General features: G+C 72.0%; 20 protein-coding genes. 7 read left to right on the plus strand and 13 right to left on the minus strand.

The window, feature by feature from the left end; all coding sequences use genetic code 11:
* Positions 1-73 precede the first annotated feature (73 nt).
* The 4 genes from WFH25_RS03015 to WFH25_RS03030 form a co-directional block, all read right to left on the minus strand.
* The gene (locus tag WFH25_RS03015; protein WP_309777681.1) at positions 74-478 is read right to left on the minus strand and encodes a PIN domain-containing protein; all 405 of its coding nucleotides are present in this window, start codon (positions 476-478) and stop codon (positions 74-76) included.
* Positions 475-705, minus strand: a complete 231-nt coding sequence (locus WFH25_RS03020) for a type II toxin-antitoxin system VapB family antitoxin (RefSeq protein ID WP_261645853.1) — start codon at positions 703-705, stop codon at positions 475-477. The genes WFH25_RS03015 and WFH25_RS03020 overlap by 4 nt, the downstream gene beginning before the upstream one ends.
* A 119-nt stretch (positions 706-824) precedes the next feature.
* Entirely contained in the window at positions 825-2,210 is a 1,386-nt protein-coding gene (locus tag WFH25_RS03025) for an NAD-dependent succinate-semialdehyde dehydrogenase (protein ID WP_336696760.1), read from the minus strand.
* 17 nt (positions 2,211-2,227) lie between these two features.
* On the minus strand, positions 2,228-3,640 hold the full coding sequence (locus WFH25_RS03030; protein ID WP_336696761.1) for an APC family permease: 1,413 nt from the start codon (positions 3,638-3,640) through the stop codon (positions 2,228-2,230).
* A gap of 303 nt (positions 3,641-3,943) precedes the next feature.
* On the opposite strand from WFH25_RS03030, the gene WFH25_RS03035 reads away from it, so the two are divergent.
* A complete protein-coding gene (locus WFH25_RS03035) occupies positions 3,944-5,068 on the plus strand; it encodes an alpha/beta hydrolase (protein ID WP_336696762.1) in 1,125 nt (374 codons plus the stop codon).
* Positions 5,069-5,071: 3 nt separating this feature from the next.
* Here the strand turns inward: WFH25_RS03035 and WFH25_RS03040 are convergent, their stop codons facing one another.
* Together WFH25_RS03040 and WFH25_RS03045 are read right to left on the minus strand one after the other, a co-directional pair.
* Positions 5,072-6,091, minus strand: coding sequence for an agmatine deiminase family protein (locus WFH25_RS03040; protein WP_336696763.1), 1,020 nt, complete (start codon positions 6,089-6,091; stop codon positions 5,072-5,074).
* Positions 6,088-7,122 (minus strand): nitrilase-related carbon-nitrogen hydrolase, encoded by a 1,035-nt coding sequence (locus WFH25_RS03045; RefSeq protein ID WP_336696764.1) that lies wholly within the window; start codon positions 7,120-7,122, stop codon positions 6,088-6,090. The genes WFH25_RS03040 and WFH25_RS03045 overlap by 4 nt, the downstream gene beginning before the upstream one ends.
* A 60-nt stretch (positions 7,123-7,182) precedes the next feature.
* On the opposite strand from WFH25_RS03045, the gene WFH25_RS03050 reads away from it, so the two are divergent.
* From WFH25_RS03050 to WFH25_RS03060, 3 genes are all read left to right on the plus strand, one after another.
* Positions 7,183-7,623 carry a VOC family protein gene (locus tag WFH25_RS03050; protein ID WP_336696765.1) on the plus strand — a complete coding sequence of 147 codons (441 nt, stop codon included), beginning with the start codon at positions 7,183-7,185 and terminating at the stop codon, positions 7,621-7,623.
* A 180-nt stretch (positions 7,624-7,803) separates the two neighbouring features.
* On the plus strand, positions 7,804-8,142 hold the full coding sequence (locus WFH25_RS03055; protein WP_336696766.1) for a hypothetical protein: 339 nt from the start codon (positions 7,804-7,806) through the stop codon (positions 8,140-8,142).
* 99 nt (positions 8,143-8,241) lie between these two features.
* Positions 8,242-9,060, plus strand: a complete 819-nt coding sequence (locus WFH25_RS03060) for an SDR family oxidoreductase (RefSeq protein ID WP_336696767.1) — start codon at positions 8,242-8,244, stop codon at positions 9,058-9,060.
* A 12-nt stretch (positions 9,061-9,072) separates the two neighbouring features.
* Here the strand turns inward: WFH25_RS03060 and WFH25_RS03065 are convergent, their stop codons facing one another.
* On the minus strand, positions 9,073-9,915 hold the full coding sequence (locus WFH25_RS03065) for a helix-turn-helix transcriptional regulator (RefSeq protein ID WP_336696768.1): 843 nt from the start codon (positions 9,913-9,915) through the stop codon (positions 9,073-9,075).
* Positions 9,916-10,042: 127 nt separating this feature from the next.
* On the opposite strand from WFH25_RS03065, the gene WFH25_RS03070 reads away from it, so the two are divergent.
* On the plus strand, positions 10,043-10,975 hold the full coding sequence (locus tag WFH25_RS03070; protein WP_336696769.1) for an SDR family oxidoreductase: 933 nt from the start codon (positions 10,043-10,045) through the stop codon (positions 10,973-10,975).
* Here the strand turns inward: WFH25_RS03070 and WFH25_RS03075 are convergent.
* Both WFH25_RS03075 and WFH25_RS03080 read right to left on the minus strand, forming a co-directional pair.
* Entirely contained in the window at positions 10,968-11,621 is a 654-nt protein-coding gene (locus WFH25_RS03075) for a hypothetical protein (protein WP_336696770.1), read from the minus strand. The genes WFH25_RS03070 and WFH25_RS03075 overlap by 8 nt on opposite strands.
* A 492-nt stretch (positions 11,622-12,113) precedes the next feature.
* Positions 12,114-13,196: a VanZ family protein gene (locus WFH25_RS03080; protein WP_336696771.1), complete on the minus strand. Its 1,083-nt coding sequence runs from the start codon at positions 13,194-13,196 to the stop codon at positions 12,114-12,116.
* A gap of 136 nt (positions 13,197-13,332) precedes the next feature.
* Between WFH25_RS03080 and WFH25_RS03085 the strand changes: the two genes are divergently transcribed.
* Positions 13,333-13,779, plus strand: a complete 447-nt coding sequence (locus tag WFH25_RS03085; RefSeq protein ID WP_336696772.1) for a hypothetical protein — start codon at positions 13,333-13,335, stop codon at positions 13,777-13,779.
* A gap of 64 nt (positions 13,780-13,843) precedes the next feature.
* Here WFH25_RS03085 and WFH25_RS03090 read toward each other — a convergent pair whose 3' ends face one another.
* The 4 genes from WFH25_RS03090 to WFH25_RS03105 are packed head-to-tail and all read right to left on the minus strand — an operon-like array spanning position 13,844 to position 18,460.
* Positions 13,844-15,181 (minus strand): flavin monoamine oxidase family protein, encoded by a 1,338-nt coding sequence (locus WFH25_RS03090; protein ID WP_336696773.1) that lies wholly within the window; start codon positions 15,179-15,181, stop codon positions 13,844-13,846.
* On the minus strand, positions 15,181-16,545 hold the full coding sequence (locus WFH25_RS03095; RefSeq protein ID WP_336696774.1) for an NAD(P)/FAD-dependent oxidoreductase: 1,365 nt from the start codon (positions 16,543-16,545) through the stop codon (positions 15,181-15,183). Before WFH25_RS03095 ends, WFH25_RS03090 begins: the two co-directional genes overlap by 1 nt.
* Before the next feature lie 2 nt (positions 16,546-16,547).
* Positions 16,548-17,981: an aspartate aminotransferase family protein gene (locus tag WFH25_RS03100; RefSeq protein WP_070417427.1), complete on the minus strand. Its 1,434-nt coding sequence runs from the start codon at positions 17,979-17,981 to the stop codon at positions 16,548-16,550.
* Positions 17,978-18,460, minus strand: coding sequence for an Lrp/AsnC family transcriptional regulator (locus WFH25_RS03105; protein WP_070417426.1), 483 nt, complete (start codon positions 18,458-18,460; stop codon positions 17,978-17,980). Before WFH25_RS03105 ends, WFH25_RS03100 begins: the two co-directional genes overlap by 4 nt.
* 113 nt (positions 18,461-18,573) lie before the next feature.
* Between WFH25_RS03105 and WFH25_RS03110 the strand changes: the two genes are divergently transcribed.
* Positions 18,574-20,016: an aminobutyraldehyde dehydrogenase gene (locus WFH25_RS03110; protein WP_336696775.1), complete on the plus strand. Its 1,443-nt coding sequence runs from the start codon at positions 18,574-18,576 to the stop codon at positions 20,014-20,016.
* Positions 20,017-20,042 lie beyond the last annotated feature (26 nt).

The following is a 20,042-nucleotide window of genomic DNA, read 5'->3' on the forward strand; positions in this document are numbered from 1 at the left end:
GGACGGACGGGAGGCGCGGGGGCGGCGGGGCCCCCGCCCTCCCGTCATGCGGGAGCAGTGCGGTCGCGCCCGCTCACCGCTCCGGCAGGTACTCGTGCCGGAAGTCCGGCACGACGGCAGCGATGTGGTCGTAGTCGCGGTCAGCCGTGAGCACGATCGCCTCGTTCGCGATCGCGTACGCGGCGATCAGCGAGTCGACCGCTCCGGCGCCACGGACGTACCCGCCGTTCCACAGCGCACTCTGCAGCGTGAGGACGTCGGCTGCGCTCGGGTGCTCCTCGGCGGGGAAGAACACCTCCATGTCGCGTCGGAACTCCGCGTGCTCAGCCGCATCGCGTGCGGAGAAGCAGTACTCGAGCACCTGCGGCGGGCACGTGAGGATGAGGTCCTGCGTCGACACCGCACGGAGTCGTGTCGCGATGGCGGGATGACGCCCGGCCTTCCACCACACCGAGTTGTCGACGATGTACGCGCTCACGCCTCGTCCGAGGGCACTCCCGGTGCGGAGTAGTGCTCGACGGGGGCACCCGTCTGTTCGTCGGTGAACGTCCGGCCCACGATCCGCTCGACGGCGTCGGGCTGGCGCCGCACCGCGATGAGCGTCTGCAGCGCGCGGTTCACGACGTCGCGGTTCGTGCGTGCGCCCGTGAGCTCCTTGGCGGTGTCGAGCACCGCCTGGTCGAGGTCGATCGTCGTGACGGTCATCGTGTCCGCTCCTTCCGTGCGTGCAGACCACGACTATACACCCGCTTATATAACGGACGGGAGGCGCGGTGCCAGCCGGCACCGCGCCTCCCGTCCGCCCGTGGGCCGGGTCGCGGGCGTCAGCCGCCGATGCGGATCAGCTTCTTGTTGACGAACTCGTCGGCCCCGAGGGGGCCGAGCTCGCGGCCGAAGCCGCTCGCCTTGACGCCGCCGAAGGGGAGCTCCGGGCTGTCCGCGCCGACGATGTTCACGTAGACCATCCCGGCCTCGATGCGATCGGCGACGCGCAGTGCCTGCTCGGCGTCGGTCGTGAAGAGGTACGAGCCGAGGCCGTACGGGGTGTCGTTCGCGATCGTGATCGCGGCGTCCTCGTCCTCGACCCGGTAGACGGCGGCGACGGGGCCGAAGAACTCCTCGCGGTACGCGTCGTTGTCGGGCGTGACGCCGGTCAGGATCGTCGGGGTGAAGGCGTTCCCCTGGCGCTGGCCGCCGGTGACGACGGTGGCGCCCTGGGCGGTCGCGGCCGCGAGCTGCTCCTGCAGCCGGTCGGCAGCGGCGGGGGAGGACAGCGGACCGAGTTCGGCACCGGGCGTGGTCGGGTCGGTCGGCGAGACCGCGGCCATCGCGTCGGTGAACTTCGCCAGGAAGTCGTCGTACAGGTGGTCGGCGACGAGGAAGCGCTTCGCGGCGTTGCAGACCTGGCCGTTGCCCTCGAGGCGGGTGGCGACGGCGGATTCGACCACGGCGTCGAGGTCGTCGGTCGACAGCAGGACGAACGGGTCCGAGCCGCCGAGCTCGAGGACGACCTTGGTGAGGTTGCGGCCGGCGATCTCGGCGACGGCGGCACCGGCGCGTGCGGAGCCGGTGAGGGAGACGCCCTGGACGCGCGGGTCGGCGATGACGTCGGCTGCCTGGTCGTTCGTGGCGAAGACGTTCGTGTACGCGCCCTCGGGGAAGCCTGCGTCGTGGAAGACCTGCTCGATCGCGAGTGCGGACTCCGGGCACTGCGGGGCGTGCTTGAGGAGGACGGTGTTGCCGATGACGAGGTTCGGACCGGCGAACCGGGCGATCTGGTACGCGGGGAAGTTCCACGGCATGATGCCGAGCAGGACGCCGATCGAGGACTTCCGGATGAACGCGCTGCCCTCGCTGCCGTCCGCCAGGGTGATCGGCTGGTCGGCGAGGAACTCCTCGGCGTGGTCCGCGTAGTAGTCGTAGATGTCGGCGCAGAAGTCGACCTCGCCCACGGCCTGGTCGATCGGCTTCGCCATCTCGCGGACGATCGTCGCGGCGAGGTCGTCCCGACGCTCCCGGTACAGCTCGGCGACGCGGTGCAGCAGCGCGGCGCGGTCGGCGACGGTGCTCGTGCGCGACCACTGGGCGTGCGTGCGGTCGGCGGTGTCGATCGCCGCGCGGAGCTCGTCGTCGGTGATCGTCGGGAACGTGGCGAGGGTCTGGCCGGTGGCCGGGTCGGTGACCGCGTAGACGGTGGCCGTGTCGTTCATCGTGTCTCCTGTGTGGTTCAGACCTGGTCGGTCAGCTGCTTGTTGACGCCGGTGACGGGCTGGTTCTCGTCGAAGCCCTTCGGCTGGATCCGGAACCCCTTCGTGATCACCAGCAGGTACACGAAGCCGATCGCGGCCCAGACGCCGCCGGCGATGAGGGCGTCGGCGTGCAGCTGAGACCAGAGAACACCGGTCAGCAGCATCGCGACCCCGGGGAGGACGATGAAGGCGAAGCGGTCACGGGCGGTGTGCCGGCGGCCCTCGCGCCAGGCGAAGTGCACGATGACCGTCAGGTTGACGAACGTGAACGCGATGAGGGCGCCGAAGTTGATGTACGCCGAGATGGTGTCGAGCGAGAACGTCATCGCGAGCAGGGTGACCGCCCCGACGATGACGACGTTCGGGATGGGCGTGCGGGTCCTCGGGCTCACGTAGCCGAAGACCTTCTTCGGCAGGACGTTGTTGCGGCCCATCACGAGCAGCATGCGGGCGACGCTGGCGTGCGAGGCCAAGCCCGAGGCGAGCGCGGCGACGAACCCGGCGGCGACGAGGATTGCCTGGAACACCCTGCCGCCGACGAGCAGCCCGATCTGGGGCAGCGGGTCGTCGGTGAACTCGCCGAACGGGGCGTTGGTCGGGAAGCGGAGCTGGGCGAAGTACGCCGAGACGAGGAAGATGAGCCCGCCGATGAGGACGGTCAGCAGGATCGCCTTCGGCATGATGCGGATGCTCTTCGCCTCCTCCGTGTACATCGTCACCGCGTCGAACCCGATGAACGAGAAGCACACGACGGTCGCCCCGGTGAGGAGCGCCGACATCGTCACGCCGTCGTGCACGAAGGGCTCGGCGCTGACCACCGTGCCGGCACCGGCACCCTCGACGAGCTCGATCACGGCGAAGACGACGAACGCGATCATCGCGAGGACCGCCCCGATGAGCAGGACCATGTTGAGGTTCGACGTCCCGCGCATCGACAGGCAGATCACCGTCGTGACGAACAGCGTGTAGACGACCACCGTCACCCACGCGGGCAGTGCCGGGAAGACCTGCTCGAGGTACAGACGGATGATGAGCGCGTTCACCATCGGGAGCAGCAGGTAGTCGAGCAGGGACGCCCAGCCGACCATGAAGCCGGCGTTCGGGTGGATCGACTCCCGCACGTACGTGTAGGCCGAACCCGCGGCCGGGTAGACGCGGACCATCTTCCCGTAGCTGATCGCCGTCAGGAGCATGATCACGAGGGCGATCAGGTACGCACTCGGCACGGCGCCGTTCGTCTCACCGGAGACGATGCCGAAGGTGTCGAACACCACGGTCGGCGTCATGTACCCGAGGCCGAGTCCGACGATCGCCCACAGCCCGAGACTCCGCTTCAGGGACCCACCGCGCGCGGTGCCGGGCGGGGCGGTGACGATGGTCGGTGACGCCATGGGGAGTTCCTCCTGCTCGCAGCCGGAGCTGCGGGGGCCGGGGTCCGCGCGGCGGTGCGCGGACCTGATCGGGTGGACCGATCCGCTGACGATACCGACGCCGCGGGCAGCGTCGGACCCGCCACGGAGTACACGATGCGAGGCAGGGATGTACGCGGTGTCGCTTGCCGACCGGAGCCTGGGACAGGCCGGGAAGATGCTCAGCCACGGTGCCGGAACCGCGGGCGCACTCCCGGCACGGCTCCCTACGATCGGCTCGGCACGACCGGCACCGGGCCGGACGTCGACGGACGAGGACGACCGATGACACGGACACGAGGACTGCTCGCCGCCGGGCTGGTGGTCGGCCTCGCGCTCGGCGCGGCCGGTGGGTGGGGTGTCGCCCACGCGACCGGTGCGGGTGGGACGGGCTCCGCCGCTGGCGGGCGGGCCGTCGTCGCGGAGCCGAGCCGCGCCTCCACGGCCCGCGCGACGACCGTGCCGAGCGTCCGCCCCTCCGCGCACGCCCCGTTCGCGACCGCGGCCGGCGGCATCCCCGCTGCCGAGGCACCCGGGTCCACTCCCGCGCCGGCGAGCGTCGACCTGGCGAGGACGTGGACCGCACCGGCCGACCTGCCGACGCAGGGGCGGCTGCTCCGGGTGACCATCCCGGCCACGCGATCGCACTTCGTCGCACGCCAGGCCCTGCTGTACCTGCCCCCGGCCGCGCTCACCGCCGACCCACCGGCGCTGCCCGTCGACGTGCTCCTGTCCGGCCAGTCCCGCGGTGCCGGCCCCGAGGACGTGCAGACCGGCGGGGCGATCGAGCAGACGATGGACGCGCTCGCGACCGTCGACCGTGGCCTCGCACCGATCGTCGTCGTCCCCGACCAGCTCGGCCCGCGGTCGGCGAACCCGATGTGCGTCGACGGGGCGCTCGGCAACAGCCGGACCTACCTCACCGAGGACGTCCCGGCGTGGGTGACGAGCCACCTGCGGGTGCAGACCGCGGCCTCCGCGTGGACCATCGGCGGGTTCTCGCAGGGCGGGACGTGCGCGATCCAGCTCGGGGCGGGAGACCCCTCGCGGTTCGGCAACCTCATCGACGTCTCCGGCGAGGACGGGCCCACGCTCGGCAGCGAGACGAAGACCGTCGACGAGGGGTTCGCCGGGAACCGCGCGGCGTGGGCGGCTGCGCAGCCGGCAGCACTGCTGCGCACCGGTGCGCCGTTCCGGGGCTCGAACGCGTTCTTCGCGGCCGGGGCTCTCGACACCACCTACGGGCCCGTGATGCCCGTGATGGCCGGGCGGGCCCGGGCAGCGGGGATGCACGTCGCCACGTGGGTGGTGCCGGGTGGGCGGCACAGCTGGGTGACGGCGCGGGCGGCGCTCGCCGCGGGGCTCGACTGGTTGCAGCCGCGGGTGGGGCTCGGGGCGCCGGCGGCCTGACGTCTACCGCGCCGCAGGCTCCTGCTGCGTGATGCAGTGCAGCCCACCGCCCCGCGCGAACACCTCGCGCGCGTCGATCGTCCGCACCTCCCGCCCCGGGTACACGTCCGCGAGGATCCCCCGCGCCCGCCCGTCCGCCGCCGGCTCCCCGAACCCGCACGCGATCACCGCGCCGTTCACCACCACGTGGTTCACGTAGTTCCAGTCGACGGGTCCGTCGGCGTCGGCGAGCGTCGCGGGTGCGGGCAGCTCGACGATGGTGGCGTCCGTCGCCTCCTCGATCGCCCGCCGGACGATCGGCATCACGAGGTGGTCCGGGTGGCCCGGGTCCGGCTGGGCGTGCAGCAGGACCGTGTCCATCGCGGCGCCGGCGAAGGTCGCCACCATGTCGACGTGCCCCCGGGTGCCGAAGCCGTCGTAGTCGCGGGTCAGGCCACGGGGCAGCCAGACCACGTCGGTCGCGCCGATCGTCCGCGCCAGCTCCTGCTCCACCCGCGCGCGGTCGGCGTATGGGTTCCGTCGGGGATCGAGCTGGACCGTCTCGGTGACGAGGACGCGTCCGGTCCCGTCGACGTGGATCGCGCCGCCCTCGTTCACGAGCAGTGACGGGATCCGTTCCACGCCCGCGGCCGCGGCGACGGTGGCGGCGACCTCGGCGTCGCGCGTCCAGGTCGACCACGGGTTCGCGCCCCAGCCGTTGAAGACCCAGTCCACCGCGCCACGGGCCCCGGTCACGTCGTCGACCACGAACGTCGGACCGATGTCGCGCATCCAGAAGTCGTCGAGGGGCGCCTCGAGCACGTCCACGGCGCCGGACAGGAGGCGTCGGGCGTCGTCGCGCGCGACCGGGTCGACGACCACGGTGACGGCCTGGTACTCGCTGATCGCGTTCGCGGTCGCCGCCCAGACGGCACGCGCCGCCTCGGCGCTCGCCGGGTCGTCGCCGAGTGTCAGCCCGGGCCGCGGGAACGCCATCCAGGTGCGTTCCTGCGGGGCGGTCTCGGGAGGCATGGCCCAGGTCATGCGCGCACCTCGCGTCCGGTGGGGGTCGCCGCCACGGCGATGGCCGCGTCGATCGCGTCGCGTGCGCCGTACGCGTGGCGTTCCTCGTCGACGGGGGCGACGAGCGTGCCGTACAGGTCCGGGCGGCGCGTGACGTAGAAGGGGAAGAGCCGGAGCCACTCCGTGCGGGCGTCGAGGTCGAGGTCCGCGACGAGCACGACACTCGCATCGCGCGGTGCCTCGACGAGGACGCGGCCGAACGGGTCGGAGATGAACGACGAGCCGTAGAAGGTGATGTCGCCCTCGTCGCCCCAGCGGTTCGGGACCACCATGAACTGCCCCGAGGTGATGCCGTTCGCCACGATGACCTGCCGCCAGATCGGGGCGGTGTCGAACGCGGGGAACGACGGCTCGGACCCGATCGCCGTCGGGTACGCGAGGACCTCGCTGCCGGCGAGACCGTACGACCGCGCGACCTCGGGGAACCACTCGTCCCAGCAGGTCGGCAGGCCCACGCGGGCGCCGAGTCCGGCCGGCTCGTACACCGGGAAGGCGTCGGCGTCGGAACCCGGGCGGAAGTACGTGTCCTCGTAGTAGCCGGCGCTGATCGGGATGTGCGTCTTGCGCGTCCGTCCGACCAGCGTGCCGTCCGGCGCGACGAGGACGGCCGTGTTGTAGCCGCGCGGGTCCTCGGGCCGGTCGTCGGCGGCCGGACGCTCGTACAGCGAGGCGTGCACGAACACCCCGTGCTCCGCCGCCTGGGCGCGGGCGAAGGCGACCGTCGGGCCGTCCTCGAGCGACTCGGCCGATGCCTTCGGTGTACCGGTCGCGGGTGTGTCGCCCGGGTAGCGCGAGAGCGTCAGTTCGGGGAGGAACACCGCGGTGGCGCCGTTCGCCGCTGCCGTCGCGATGCCGTCCGCGAGCTGCGCACGGTGGGCCGCGGGATCCTCGAGCCACCGGGACTGCACGAGGCCGACGCGCACGCGGCGTCGGGGTCGGCCGGTGTCCTCGTGCAGGGGAGACGGCTGCGGTGTGCCGGTGATGACGTCCATGACGCCATTGTTGATCGCACGATCAACGAGCGCAACCCCCTCGAGGTGTTGTGTGGACGCATGAACGAACCCATCGTCACGCCGCTCGGGTTCTCGCACGTCCGGTTGACGGTCACCGACATCCGCCGCAGCAAGGCCTTCTACGAGCAGTTGTTCGGGATGCCGCCCGGCAGCGACTTCAGCGACCAGATCGACGACCCGACGATCCACGACGACCCGTGGCGGACCTACGGCGGGTGCTCCTTCACGTTCGGCGGGCAGACACTGGGCCTGCGGCCGGTCGCGCCGGCGGGGGACCGGTTCGACGCCGACCGGGTCGGCCTCGACCACGTGTCGTTCCGGGTCGCTTCGGTCGACGGGCTGCACGCCGCGGTGGGCCGGCTCGACGCGGCGGGGATCGAGCACGGCGAGGTGACCGACCTGCCGCCGTTCGGGCTCGTGATCCTGTCCGTGCAGGACCCGGACGACGTCAACCTGGAGTTCGCGGCGCCCCGACCCTGACGGTCGTTCGGCGGGTGTGTCACGCCAAGAGGGGCTGTCCGCGCCGTCGCCGTCCTGGGAGCATCACGGCATGCTCGACAACCTGATGGGGACCGGGGCCTCCCTCTCCCTCGTCGCCCTGCTCGTCGCACCGTTCCTCGGCGTCATCGCCTGGTACGCGACGCGGAGCTGGACCCGGTCGTGACCCAGGGCCTCCGCCGCCGCGGTGGACGGGCACTGGGGGTCGCGTTCGTCGAGGTGTTCGCGTCCTTCTCGACGTTCTTCGGGATGCTGGTCGCCCAGACGCTGTACGCGCCGTGCGCCTCGGTCGACGCGATGCGGTGCTCGTACGGGGTCGGGGAGACCGCGCTGATCGCCGTGCCCCTCGTGTCGCTCGCGATCTCGATCACGACGTGGACCCTCGGCGCCGCGGGGGCTCCGACACTGCGGCGGCGGGTGTGGACGCCGACGATCGGTCTCGGGTCGATCATCGCCGTCTTCCTGCTCGGGCTCCTCGCGATCGACCGCTCCATCGGCTGACCGGCGGCGGCTGTCCGATCGGCGCGCGCGTCCCCCGGACGTCGAGGTGACACCCGTGCCCCGGGCGTTGGCTGATCCGGTCAGACAACAGGAGGACACATGAGCAAGACCTGGTTCATCACCGGCGCGTCCAAGGGCTTCGGCCGCGAGTGGACGGAAGCGGCACTCGAGCGCGGGGACTCCGTCGCCGGGACCGCCCGCAACCCCGACGACGTGCACGACCTCGTCGACCAGTACCCGGACACGTTCCTCGCACTGCAGCTCGACGTCACCGACCGTGCAGCCGACATCGCCGCGGTCCAGCGTGCCGCCGAGCACTTCGGCTCCCTCGACGTCGTCGTCAACAACGCCGGCTACGGCCACTTCGGCATGGTCGAGGAGCTTACCGAGGACGAGGTGCGCGCGCAGCTCGAGACGAACCTGTTCGGTGCGCTCTGGGTCACCCAGGCGGCGCTGCCGATCATGCGCGAGCAGGGGTCCGGACGCATCATCCAGGTGTCGAGCATCGGCGGGATCAGTGCGTTCCCGACGGTCGGGGCGTACCACGCGTCGAAGTGGGCGCTCGAGGGCATCTCGCAGTCGCTGTCCCAGGAGGTCGCGGGCTTCGGCATCCACGTCACCCTCGTCGAGCCCGGCGGGTTCTCGACGGACTGGTCCGGTCCGTCCTCGAAGCACAGCGAGGAGATCGCCGCCTACGCCGACGTGCGCGAGGCCGCGTCCAAGCGCCCGTCCGCTGCCGACCCGGGCAAGCCGGAGGCCACCCGGTCGGCGATCCTCAAGGTCGTCGACGCGGACGAGCCGCCGCTGCGGGTGTTCTTCGGGAAGGCGCCGCTCGGCATCGCGGAGCGTGACTACGAGTCGCGGTTGGCGACCTGGCGCGAGTGGCAGCCGGTGGCCGAGGAGGCACACGGCGCCTGACGACCTCCGAGGTCAGGCGCGACCGACCGCCGAGCCGACCACGGCGAGCAGCCGGAGTCGCTCGGCGGTCTCGCTGCCGGGTTCGGCGGTGTACACGAGCAGGTTCTGCGAGCTGTCGGGGTCCTGCAGCACTTGGCACTGCAGGGTGAGGAGCCCGACCTCGGGGTGGCGGTAGGTCTTCACATCCCGCGGGCGGATGCCGACCTCGTGGCGCGCCCAGACCTCGCGGAACTCCTCGCTCGTGGCGAGGAGCCGTTCGGCCAGGTGTGCGGCCCGGGAGTCGGGTCCGCGGCGAGCGATGACGGTGCGGAGACCCGAGGCGTACATCCGGGACAGGAAGGGGTGGTCCTCGACCGGGTGGACGTCTCGGGACGCCGGGTCGGCGAACCACCGGTACCCGATGCTCCGGTCGTCGCCCCGTCGGCCGCTGGCGTCACCGGTGAGTTCGGCGGCGAGGGAGGTCTGCTGCAGCGTCTCGCCCAGCTCGGTGACGATCTCGGCCGGGCTGTCCGCGAGCCGGTCGAAGATGCGCATCATGCCGGGGCTGATGTGGTCGCCGCCGGACGCCGCGGTCGGGGGCTCGTGTCCGGCGAGGCGGAAGAGGTGGTCGCGCTCCGCGATCGTGAGGCGCAGGCCCTGCGCGATCGACGCGAGCATCTGGTCGGACGGCTGCGGTCCGCGCTCCCGCTCCAGCCGCGCGTAGTAGTCGACGGACATGTTGCTCAGCAGCGCCGCCTCCTCGCGCCGCAGCCCGCTCGTGCGACGGCGCTGGCCCCGGGGCAGGCCGACGTCCTCGGGCTGCAGGGCCGTCCGACGGCTGCGGAGGAAGTCCGCGAGGGACGCTCGGTCGATCATGCGCCCATCCTCTCCCGGGGCGTCGACCGCAGCCACGGATCGTCAGGCCGTGGTTGCGCGTCCACGACACGGCGACGATCGTCTCGGGTGCCGGATCGGGTGCTCACCACGACGGAAGAGGCGGACCATGGCACGGAACGAGCGACTCACCCTCCCGGACCTCGGCGGGCGCCGGGTCCTGGTGACCGGAGCGAGCGACGGCATCGGACTGGAGATCGCCGCGCGCTTCGCCGGCGCGGGGGCGGAGGTGGTCGTGCCGGTGCGCAACCGCGACAAGGGAGCGGCGGCCGTCGCCCGGATCACCGCGCAGCACCCAGGTGCATCCGTGCTGCTCGAGGACCTGGACCTGTCCTCGCTGGCGTCCGTGTCGACGCTCGGGGAGCGGATGCGGTCCGAGGGCACGCCGATCGACGTGTTCGTGGGGAACGCCGGCGTGATGAACCCGCCGGAGCGGCAGACGACCCGGGACGGCTTCGAGCTGCAGTTCGGCACGAACCACCTCGGGCACGTCGCACTCGTCGGCGCCCTGCTCCCCCTGCTCCGTGCCGCTGGTGGCCGCGTCGTGATGCAGTCGAGCGTGGCGGCGCAGCGTGCCTCGATCCGGTGGGACGACCTGCAGTCCGAGCGGGACTACGACGTCGCGCGGGCGTACGGGCAGTCGAAGCTCGCGTGCGCGCTCTTCGCCCTCGAGCTCGGTCGGAGGAGCCGGGCCGGTGGGTGGGGGATCACGAGTGCGGTCAGCCACCCAGGCGTCGCACCCACGAGCCTGCTCGCCGCACGACCGGAGATCGGACGCTCGGGCGACACCGTGGCCGTCCGGCTGATCCGCTGGCTGTCGGCGCGCGGGCTCCTCGTCGGGACACCGGCCTCGGCGGCGGAGCCGGCCCTGCTCGCGGCGACCGACGCGGACCTCGACGGAGGCTTCGTCGGTCCGACCGGACCCGGGCAGCTCGGCGGACCGGCCGGCCGTCGGAAGCCGTGGGCGCCGTTGCTCCGTGACGAGGACGCCGCTCAGCTCTGGGACGTGTCGGAGGCGCTCGTCGGGAGTTCGGTCAGCTGATGATGTTCACCGCGCGCGAGATCACGAGCGCCAGCAGGATGAACCCGCCGATCGACTGGTAGGCCATGATCATCTTCGCCCGGATGGTCATCGGCATCGTGTCCGTCGGGCTGAACGCCATCATGTTCGTCAGCGCGACGTAGAGGTAGTCGAGGTACACCGGCCGCCAGGCCGCTGTCTTCGGGTCGGTCTCCTGCGGGAACTGGAAGTCGGCGCGGTCGGTCACCCACAGCCCCGGCTGCCGTCGGGCGACGGGGCCGCCCCGGTCGAGCTCCCAGTACACGAGCCCGAACGCGATGATGCTGCTCACCCAGACCTGCAGGGCCGTCAGGAGCACCGCGCCGCCGTCGGGGTGCCCGTGCAGCAGCTCGTCGACCGTGCGGACGACGGTCAGCTGGTTCGCGACGGTCAGCAGGACCGCGAGGCCCGTGGAGAGCCACCGCGACCAGGTGGTCTCACGGGTCAGCCGCCGAGGGTTGAACACGATGAGCGGGATGAGGAGCAGCACCCCGAGGAGCGGGACCACCCAGGACGGGAAGAACAGGACCTCGTCGGGCAGGAACAGGCTCAGCGCGAGGTTCACCAGCACGGCGACGGCGACCGGCCCGCGGTGCTCGTGCCGGGGTGTGGTCCGCGTCGTCGTCACGGCTCCGAGTGTGGCACTCGAACACCGTTCCGGGCCCGAGCGACCCGTGAGGGTCCGGTCAGTACGACCCTCGTGTCGCTCTCACCGGAACATGGAACATCAGTAGGCTGGTGGCGGGCCGCGTCACCGCCGGAGCGTGGCCCGAGCAAGGATGAAGCCCACCGCTGGGGAAACAGCGATGGGCTTCGATTTGCTCTCCGAGTGGAGAACGAGGGACACGATGCGTCCCGAGCTTGAACTCGGAACCAGTGTAGCCCGATCACCGTCGGGTCGCACGTCCCTCGGCCCCTGCTCTTCGTGTCCGCCGGCGCTGACACGGAAGGTGGTTCGGATGTCCTCCGACGACGAACCGCGTCGACGCCGTCAGGTGCCGTGGTTGGGGATTGCGACGTTGCTCGTGACCCTGGCCCGGTTCCTGCACGACGTGTGGCGCAAGGGTTGAGCCCAGGGTGTCCCGCGCTCTCGCCGGCGCGGGGCACCCGTCGGACCCGCTCAGCCGACGCGCGCCGGCACCCGGTCGTCCTCGACCTCCGCCCGGATCACCGCGAGCGCGAACCCACGCCGGCCGCGGGTCGCCCACACCGCGATGACCGACGTCACCGCGAGCACGAACGCGAGGAACGCGGAGAACGGGACGTCCACGGCGAGCAGTGCCGCCCACCCGCCGGAGCCGAGCGCCCAGCGCACCACGCGCCTCCCGGTCCCCGGTGTCGGGGCCGGACGGAGCCGGACGACGTGCTCACCGAGGGTCCGGCCCGTCGCGAGCACGACCACGAGCTGTGCGAACGGGGCGACCAGGGCACCGGCGGTGATGAGCGTGCCGAGCACCGGGTCCTGGTCGTCCCGCCCGGCGATCGCCCACACCAGGGCGGTCCCGACGCTCAGCGTGCCGGACAGGAGCCAGATCGCCAGCACGTCCGCGAGCATGCCGGAGAACCGTCGTGCCGCGGTGACCGGGCGCGGGGCGTCCGCGTCGGTGGTCCGCCCCGACCCGGCGAGCAGTCCCACGAGCGGGGCGAGGAGCGTGCCGACCACGGCGCCGGTCGTGTTCGCGAGCAGGTCGTCGACGTCGAAGAGGCGGTACGAGCACGGGTAGAGGAACCAGTCGCCGGTGAGCTGCGTCGTCTCGATGAGCAGGGACACCACGAACCCGGCGCCGAGCCCGACGAGCAGGCCGGCGAACACGCGCCTCCGGGCGACCGCGTGCCGGGCGAGTGCACCGAGGGGCACGAAGAGCAGCACGTTGAACAGGACCTGCGCCGACGCCGGGTTGGACAGCAGTGACCGGGGTCCGGAGATCCCGCCCTCCTTCGCGACGTCCCCGAGGAACGCGAACGGCGTCAGCTGCGGCGAGGCCGCGTTCCGGCACATCGTCGCGACGTCGTCGGGCAGCGGCAGCAGCGTGTAGGTGACGAGCGCGAGGGCGTAGACGAGCGTGCCGAACGCGACGAGCGAGCGTCGGAAGCCGAGCTGCCCGTGACGGCGGTACTCCCACGCCGTCCACGGCACGAGCGCCCCGACGGCGAGGACGACCCCGACGGCGAACGCGATCACGCCTGGCAGCACGGTTCCCATGCGGTCGACGGTACTGACCGCGTGGGCGCACGGAGCCGATGTCAACCGCTCGGAGGACCCGGGATCGATCCGACGTCGCACGGGGTCGCGTCGCCCGGGGGACGATCCGCGGGCGCTTGGTGCGCAGGCTGGTGGCATGTCCGAACGCAACCGTCCCACCGTCCGTCTCCTCGCCGCCGCCGTGGTCGCCGGCTCCGTCGCGGTGCTCGCGACCGGGTGCAGCTTCGTCCAGCAGCAGACGGGCGATGCCTGGTCCGTGACCTACGAGGTCCGCGTCGACCAGCCGAGCGGGGCCGCCCTCACCGACGTGCGGGTCGAGGGTGCCGAGCGACGGGGCGAAGCCCCCGAGGTGCACCGGCTCGACGCGCAGGAGACCGGGTCCTCGGACGGCGAGGGGTCGCGCTGGGAGCACGACGCGATCGTCCTCGCCGAACAGCGGGCGTCGGTGCGGGCGACGCCGGGCGCCGGGGCCACGGCGACGTGCCGGATCCTGCTCGACGGGAAGCGCGAGATCGCGAGCGAGACGTCGACGCGGCCGGGCGACGCGGTGCGGTGCTCGGCGGACACCCCGGCCTTCGACTGACGGAGCATCACGCCCGACCGGGCGGCCGGTGCCGGCCGGATCCGGCCGACTCCGGCCCCGCCCGTCAGCCGGGCAGCGGCCCCGCCAACGACCCGGCCGACACCTCGTGCCCGAGCAACCGCCCCGCCGCCCGCAGCCCGGAGAGCAGGGCCCCGTGCACCGTCGCGGGGTCGTCGCCCCACGTGGCCTCACCGGCGAGCTGCACCCGCCCCGACGGGGTGCCGAGCAGGTCGTGGTCGTCCGGTGACGCCCCCACGTGCAGGTACGAGTACGACCCGCGCGCGAAGGGGTCCGCCGCCCACCGGGTGATCCGAACGCCGTCCGCCGATGGGACCGAGGGCCCGAACATCCGGCGCAGCGCCTCGACCGCCTCGTCGACGACCAGGGCATCGGGTAGCGACTCGATCCGCCGCGCGCCGGCACCGCCCACGAGCGCCGCGAGCACCGGTTCGCCGGTCACGCGGGACATGTCGTACCAGGAGTGCCAGTCGACTCCGGCCGGCCCCTGCTGGCGGACCACCCACGACTCGCCCCAGAACCGGGACGGGAACCGCAGGAACACCTTGTCGTAGACGCCCATCCCGAGTCGGCCCATCGCGTCGAGCACCGCGGGCTCGAGCGGTGGCTCGAACGTGATCGCGCCGGCCTGCAGCACCCCGAGGGGTGCCGTGACGACGACCTCCGCAGCGGACACGGTCGTCCCGTCGGCGAGCTCGACGACCACGCCCGAGGACGACGAGCGCACGGCGGCGACGACGGCGGACAGGCGGACGTCGAGCCCGGCCGCCAGGGCGTGCGCGTACTGGGCGTAGCCGCCGGGGAACACCACCTCGTCGCCGGCGACGTGCTCCTCGTCGAGCCCGTGCGCGTCGAGCACGGTGACCGGGGCGCCGCAGAGGTCCTCGGAGCGGTGCGCCGTGTACTCGCGGATCCGCGCGGCCCGGTCGCCCTGCCACTGCAGGGACCGCAGCGCGGTGTCGACGGCGGACGCGTAGGTCGCCGGCGGCGGGGCGTCGGCGACCACCGCGGCGAGGGCCGCGTCGACGGTGTGCAGGTCCGCGACGAACGACGCGGCCTCGGGCGCGGTCAACCGCCGTCCGGACGGGGCGTGCCAGCCGATCGGCCGCCCGTCGAACTGGAAGCTGCCGACGGTGAACTCGACGGTCTCGATCCCGAACGCGGACGCCAGGGACCAAAGCGGGTTGCCCTCGATGCCGTGGATCCACGAGGCGCCGAGGTCGACCGGCACCCCGATCTCGTCGTCGGTCCAGGTGCGGCCACCGATGCGGTCGCGGGCTTCGAGCACGACGACGCGCTGCCCGCCCTGCACGAGCGCTCGAGCAGCGGCGAGCCCGGCGACCCCGGCCCCCACGACGACGACGTCGGCATCGCGTGCAGCCATCAGTGTCCTCCGGTCAGCGGTGCCATCAGGCGGGCGGCGAGGCTCGGCCGCCCGGTCAGTGCTTCCTCGCGGTCGGCCAGGTCGGTGGCCACGAGCCCGGCGTTCGCCCCGAGGAACCGCAGCGGCTCCGGCTCCCAGTCCGGCGACCGGTGGTTCACCCACGGCAGCGCGGTCAGCGGCGAGGACACACCCCGCACGAGGTCGGCGAGCGTCCGTCCGGCGAGGTTCGTCGTGGACAGGCCGTCGCCGACGTAGCCGCCGGCGGTCCCGACGTGGCCGTCCCACGTGACCGAGGCGCACCAGTCACGGGGCACCCCGAGGGGTCCGCCCCACGTGTGCGTGATCGGTGCGTCGGCGACGGCGGGGAACAGCTCGACCAGGGACCGCCGAAGGTGCTCGAACACGCGTGGTACCCGGTCGTAGCCGGGGGTGATCGCGGACCCCCAGTGGTAGCGGGCTCCGCGCCCGCCGAACGCCAGTCGGTCGTCCGCCGTGCGCTGCCCGTACACGAGCAGGTGCCGGTAGTCGGAGAACGTCTGCCCGTGTTCGAGCCCGACACGGTCCCACACCGCGGCCGGCAGGGGAGCGGTCGCGATCATGAGCGAGTACAGCGGCAGGATGCGCCGCTTCGTCTGCTCGAGCTGCGCGCCGTAGCCCTCGACCGCGATGACCACGGCACCGGCCGTGACGGTCCCGCGCGACGTGACCACGTGCCCTGGACCCCACGAGACGGCGGGGGTGTGCTCCGCGATCCGGACGCCCCGCGCCTCCAGGGCCGCCGCCAGGCCGCGCACCAGCGCTGCGGGCTGGACCCGCGCGCAGTCCGGTGTCCACGCGACACCGGCCGATCCGGCGGCATCGCCGGGGCGTGCGTCGCGGTACGTCATGTCGTCGCCCCACGCGGCCGAGGCGGCGACCTCGTCGCGGGCCGCGCGTTCCTGCACGGCGGAGCGCGCGTAGAGGACGGTGCCGCCCTTGACGTAGTCGCAGTCGACCCCGGCCTCGGACGCTGCGCGCCCGACCTCGTCGACGGTGTCGCGCATCGCCCGACGCAGGGCGAGGGCCGCGTCGCGGCCGTGCTCGCGGGCGATCGCCTCGGCGGACCGCGGGAACAGTGCGGAGCACCAGCCGCCGTTGCGTCCGGACGCGCCGAAGCCCGCGATCTCGCGTTCCACGACGACGACCTGGAGGCGCGGGTCGGCCTGGTGCAGGTACCACGCGGTCCAGAGACCCGTCAGTCCACCGCCGACGATGCAGACGTCCGCGGTGGTGTCGCCGTCGAGCGGCGGGCGGGGCGTCAGGTCGTCGCGGCCACTCGTGACGAGCGCCTCGAGCCAGAACGAGACGCCCCGGTAGCCGGTCACGGTCAGATCTTCGTCCAGGCCTCGGACAGGACGCTCCGCAGGATCGAGGTCATCTCGCGGAACTCCGGCTGCCCGATGGTGAGCGGCGGCGCGAGCTGCACGACGGGGTCGCCGCGGTCGTCGGCACGGCAGTACAGCCCGGCGTCGAACAGCGCCTTCGAGAGGAACCCGCGGAGCAGGCGCTCCGACTCGGCGTCGTCGAAGGTCGTCTTGGTGGCCTTGTCCTTCACGAGCTCGATGCCGTAGAAGTACCCGTCACCACGGACGTCCCCGACGATGGGCAGGTCGCGCAGCGTGTCGAGCTCGGCCTTGAAGAGCGGGGCGTTCTGCTGGACGTTCTGCAGGAGCCCCTCTTCCTCGAAGATGTCGAGGTTCTCCATCGCGACGGCGGCGGAGACCGGGTGCCCGCCGAACGTGTACCCGTGGTAGAAGGTCGTGTCGCCCGTGGAGAACGGCTCGAAGAGCTTGTCGCTGATGATCGTCGCGCCGATGGGGGAGTAGCCCGAGGTCATCGCCTTCGCGCACGTGATCATGTCCGGCACGAAGCCGTAGGTGTCGCACGCGAACATGGTGCCGATCCGGCCGAACGCGCAGATCACCTCGTCAGAGACCAGGAGCACGTCGTACTCGTCGCAGATCTCGCGGACCCGCTGGAAGTACCCGGGCGGCGGGGTGAAGCAGCCGCCGGAGTTCTGCACCGGCTCGAGGAAGACCGCGGCGACGGTGTCCGGGCCCTCGAACTCGATCATCTCGCGGATGCGCTCGGCCGCCCAGAAGCCGAACTCCTCCTCGCTCTCGCCGGCGAAGCCCATCTCGGCGGCGCGGTAGTAGTTGGTGTTCGGCACGCGGAAGCCACCCGGTGCGAGCGGCTCGAACATCTGCTTCATCGCCGGGATGCCCGTGATCGCGAGTGCTCCCTGCGGGGTGCCGTGGTACGCGACCGCGCGGGAGATCACCTTGTGCTTCATCGGCTTGCCGCGGAGCTTCCAGTAGTACTTCGCGAGCTTGAACGCGGTCTCGACGGCCTCGCCGCCGCCGGTCGAGAAGAACACCTTGTTGAGGTCGCCGGGGGCGTGGTCGGCCAACCGGTCCGCGAGCTCGATCGCCGCGGGGTGCGCGTACGACCAGATCGGGAAGAACGACAGCGTCTCGGCCTGCTTGGCGGCCATCTCGGCCAGGCGCTTCCGGCCGTGGCCCGCGGCGACGACGAACAGGCCGGAGAGCCCGTCGATGTACTCCTTGCCGTGGCTGTCGTAGACGTGGTGCCCCTCGCCGCGGACCATGATCGGCACGTCGGCACCGGCCTGGTTCGCACCGTGCCGGGCGAAGTGCATCCACAGGTGGTCGCGCGACTTCTGCTGCAGCGCGGCGTCGTCCACCGGTGCGAACGGGTCGTACGAGCCGAGACGGGTGGTGGGTCGTTCGGAGATGGTCATCGCGTTCCCCAGTCGTAGAGCTGTTTGCGGAGTTGCAGGTAGACGAAGGTCTCGGTGCCGGCGACGCCCGGGATCGCCCGGATGGTGCCGTTCAGGAGTTCGATCAGGTCGTCGTCGTCCTCGCAGACGACCTCGACCATGAGGTCGAAGCTCCCGGCGGTCATGACGAGGTAGTCGACCGCCGGGAGCCGTTCGAGTTCGTCGGCGACGGTTCGGGTGTCGCCGCTGACCCGGATGCCGATCATCGCCTGGCGGTGGAACCCGAGTTGCAGGGGGTCCGTCACCGCGACGATCTGCATGACGCCGGTCTCGGTCAGCTTCTGGACGCGCTGCCGGACCGCCGCTTCGCTGAGACCGACCGCCTTGCCGATCTCGCCGTACGGACGGCGCCCGTCCGCCTGGAGTTGTTCGATGATCCGCTTCGAGGTGTCGTCGATCGGTCCCGGACGTCGTGGTGCTGCCGCCATGCCGGACAGCATTGCAGCGCCATCGCCCAGAAAGCAAGGGAATCCGTTGTGAACACCGTGTTTCACGACGATTTCCGTTGTTACAAGTCTTCCGAACCGGCTTTTTCCGTGCCAGTATCGCCGCCATGCGGGAGTCCACGAAGACGAGCGAGGTCCGGAACTTCATCGGGGGCGCGTCCGTCGAGGTCCGTGCCGACGCGGCCTTCGACCTGATCGACCCGACCGACGAGCACGTCTACGGCACGTCGCCGGTGTCCAGCGCCGCCGACGTCGACGCGGCCTTCCGTGCGGCGAGCAGCGCGTTCGGGACGTGGGGCCGCACCACACCGGCGGAACGACAGCTCGCGCTCTTCCGGATCGCCGACGCGGTGGAGCAGCGGGCGGAGGAGTTCGCCGACCTCGAGTCGCTCGACACCGGGAAGCCCCGCGCCACCCTCGTCGAGGACGAGATCCTGCTCTCCGTCGACCAGATCCGCTTCTTCGCCGGCGCCGCCCGGAACCTCGAGGGGCGGAGCGCCGGCGAGTACATGACCGACCACACGTCGTTCGTCCGCCGCGAGCCGATCGGTGTCGTCGCCCAGGTCACCCCGTGGAACTACCCGCTCAACATGGCGGTGTGGAAGTTCGCGCCGGCGCTCGCCGCGGGGAACACGACCGTGCTCAAGCCGAGCGACACCACCCCGCTGTCGACCCTGCTGCTGGCCGAGGTCGCTGCCGAGTTCCTGCCGCCGGGCGTGCTCAACGTCGTCGTGGGGGACCGGACGACCGGTGCCGCGATGATCGACCACCCCACACCGCAGCTCGTTTCGATCACGGGCTCCGTCCGCGCCGGCATCGAGGTCGCCCGCGCCGCCGCCGGGGACCTCAAGCGGACCCACCTCGAGCTCGGCGGCAAGGCCCCGGTGATCGTGTTCGACGACGCCGACGTCCCCGCCGCCGTGGCCGGCATCGTCGCCGCCGGCTTCTTCAACGCCGGGCAGGACTGCACCGCCGCCACCCGCCTGCTCGTGCAGGACGGCATCCACGACGAGTTCGTGGCGGCGCTCGCCGAGGCGGCGCGGACCGACGCGCAGACCGGCCCGGACGCACCGAGCCCGTACTTCGGCCCGGTGAACAACGCGGCCCAGCTCGCCCAGGTCCGGTCGTTCATCGACACCCTCCCCGACCACGCGTCGATCGAGCTCGGCGGCCACCGCCTGGGCGACCGCGGGTTCCACCACGAGGCGACGATCGTCTCCGGGCTCCGGCAGGACGACCGCGCCGTGCAGCAGGAGATCTTCGGGCCGGTGCAGACCGTCCAGCGCTTCTCGACCGAGCAGCAGGCCCTCGCGTGGGCGAACGGCGTCGAGTACGGCCTGGCGAGCTCGGTGTGGACGACGGACCACGCGCGGGCGATGCGCTTCGCCCGCGACCTCGACTTCGGGTGCGTGTGGATCAACACCCACATCCCGATCGTCGCCGAGATGCCGCACGGCGGCTTCAAGCACTCCGGCTACGGCAAGGACCTGTCCCAGTACGGGTTCGACGACTACACCCGCATCAAGCACGTCATGTCCTACATCGGCTGAGCCCGAACCCGACCCCGAGCAGCACG

This window comes from Curtobacterium sp. USHLN213 (genome assembly GCF_037144815.1).
Taxonomy (GTDB): domain Bacteria; phylum Actinomycetota; class Actinomycetes; order Actinomycetales; family Microbacteriaceae; genus Curtobacterium.

Coding starts and splice junctions, on each gene's coding strand:
- WFH25_RS03050 (WP_336696765.1), top strand. CDS start 7,183: ATGAACGAACCCATCGTCACGCCGCTCGGGTTCTCGCACGTCCGGTTG.
- WFH25_RS03080 (WP_336696771.1), bottom strand. CDS start 13,196: ATGGGAACCGTGCTGCCAGGCGTGATCGCGTTCGCCGTCGGGGTCGTC.
- WFH25_RS03030 (WP_336696761.1), bottom strand. CDS start 3,640: ATGGCGTCACCGACCATCGTCACCGCCCCGCCCGGCACCGCGCGCGGT.
- WFH25_RS03035 (WP_336696762.1), top strand. CDS start 3,944: ATGACACGGACACGAGGACTGCTCGCCGCCGGGCTGGTGGTCGGCCTC.
- WFH25_RS03020 (WP_261645853.1), bottom strand. CDS start 705: ATGACCGTCACGACGATCGACCTCGACCAGGCGGTGCTCGACACCGCC.
- WFH25_RS03060 (WP_336696767.1), top strand. CDS start 8,242: ATGAGCAAGACCTGGTTCATCACCGGCGCGTCCAAGGGCTTCGGCCGC.
- WFH25_RS03070 (WP_336696769.1), top strand. CDS start 10,043: ATGGCACGGAACGAGCGACTCACCCTCCCGGACCTCGGCGGGCGCCGG.
- WFH25_RS03100 (WP_070417427.1), bottom strand. CDS start 17,981: ATGACCATCTCCGAACGACCCACCACCCGTCTCGGCTCGTACGACCCG.
- WFH25_RS03065 (WP_336696768.1), bottom strand. CDS start 9,915: ATGATCGACCGAGCGTCCCTCGCGGACTTCCTCCGCAGCCGTCGGACG.
- WFH25_RS03105 (WP_070417426.1), bottom strand. CDS start 18,460: ATGCTGTCCGGCATGGCGGCAGCACCACGACGTCCGGGACCGATCGAC.
- WFH25_RS03085 (WP_336696772.1), top strand. CDS start 13,333: ATGTCCGAACGCAACCGTCCCACCGTCCGTCTCCTCGCCGCCGCCGTG.
- WFH25_RS03110 (WP_336696775.1), top strand. CDS start 18,574: ATGCGGGAGTCCACGAAGACGAGCGAGGTCCGGAACTTCATCGGGGGC.
- WFH25_RS03025 (WP_336696760.1), bottom strand. CDS start 2,210: ATGAACGACACGGCCACCGTCTACGCGGTCACCGACCCGGCCACCGGC.
- WFH25_RS03040 (WP_336696763.1), bottom strand. CDS start 6,091: ATGACCTGGGCCATGCCTCCCGAGACCGCCCCGCAGGAACGCACCTGG.
- WFH25_RS03045 (WP_336696764.1), bottom strand. CDS start 7,122: ATGGACGTCATCACCGGCACACCGCAGCCGTCTCCCCTGCACGAGGAC.
- WFH25_RS03090 (WP_336696773.1), bottom strand. CDS start 15,181: ATGGCTGCACGCGATGCCGACGTCGTCGTCGTGGGGGCCGGGGTCGCC.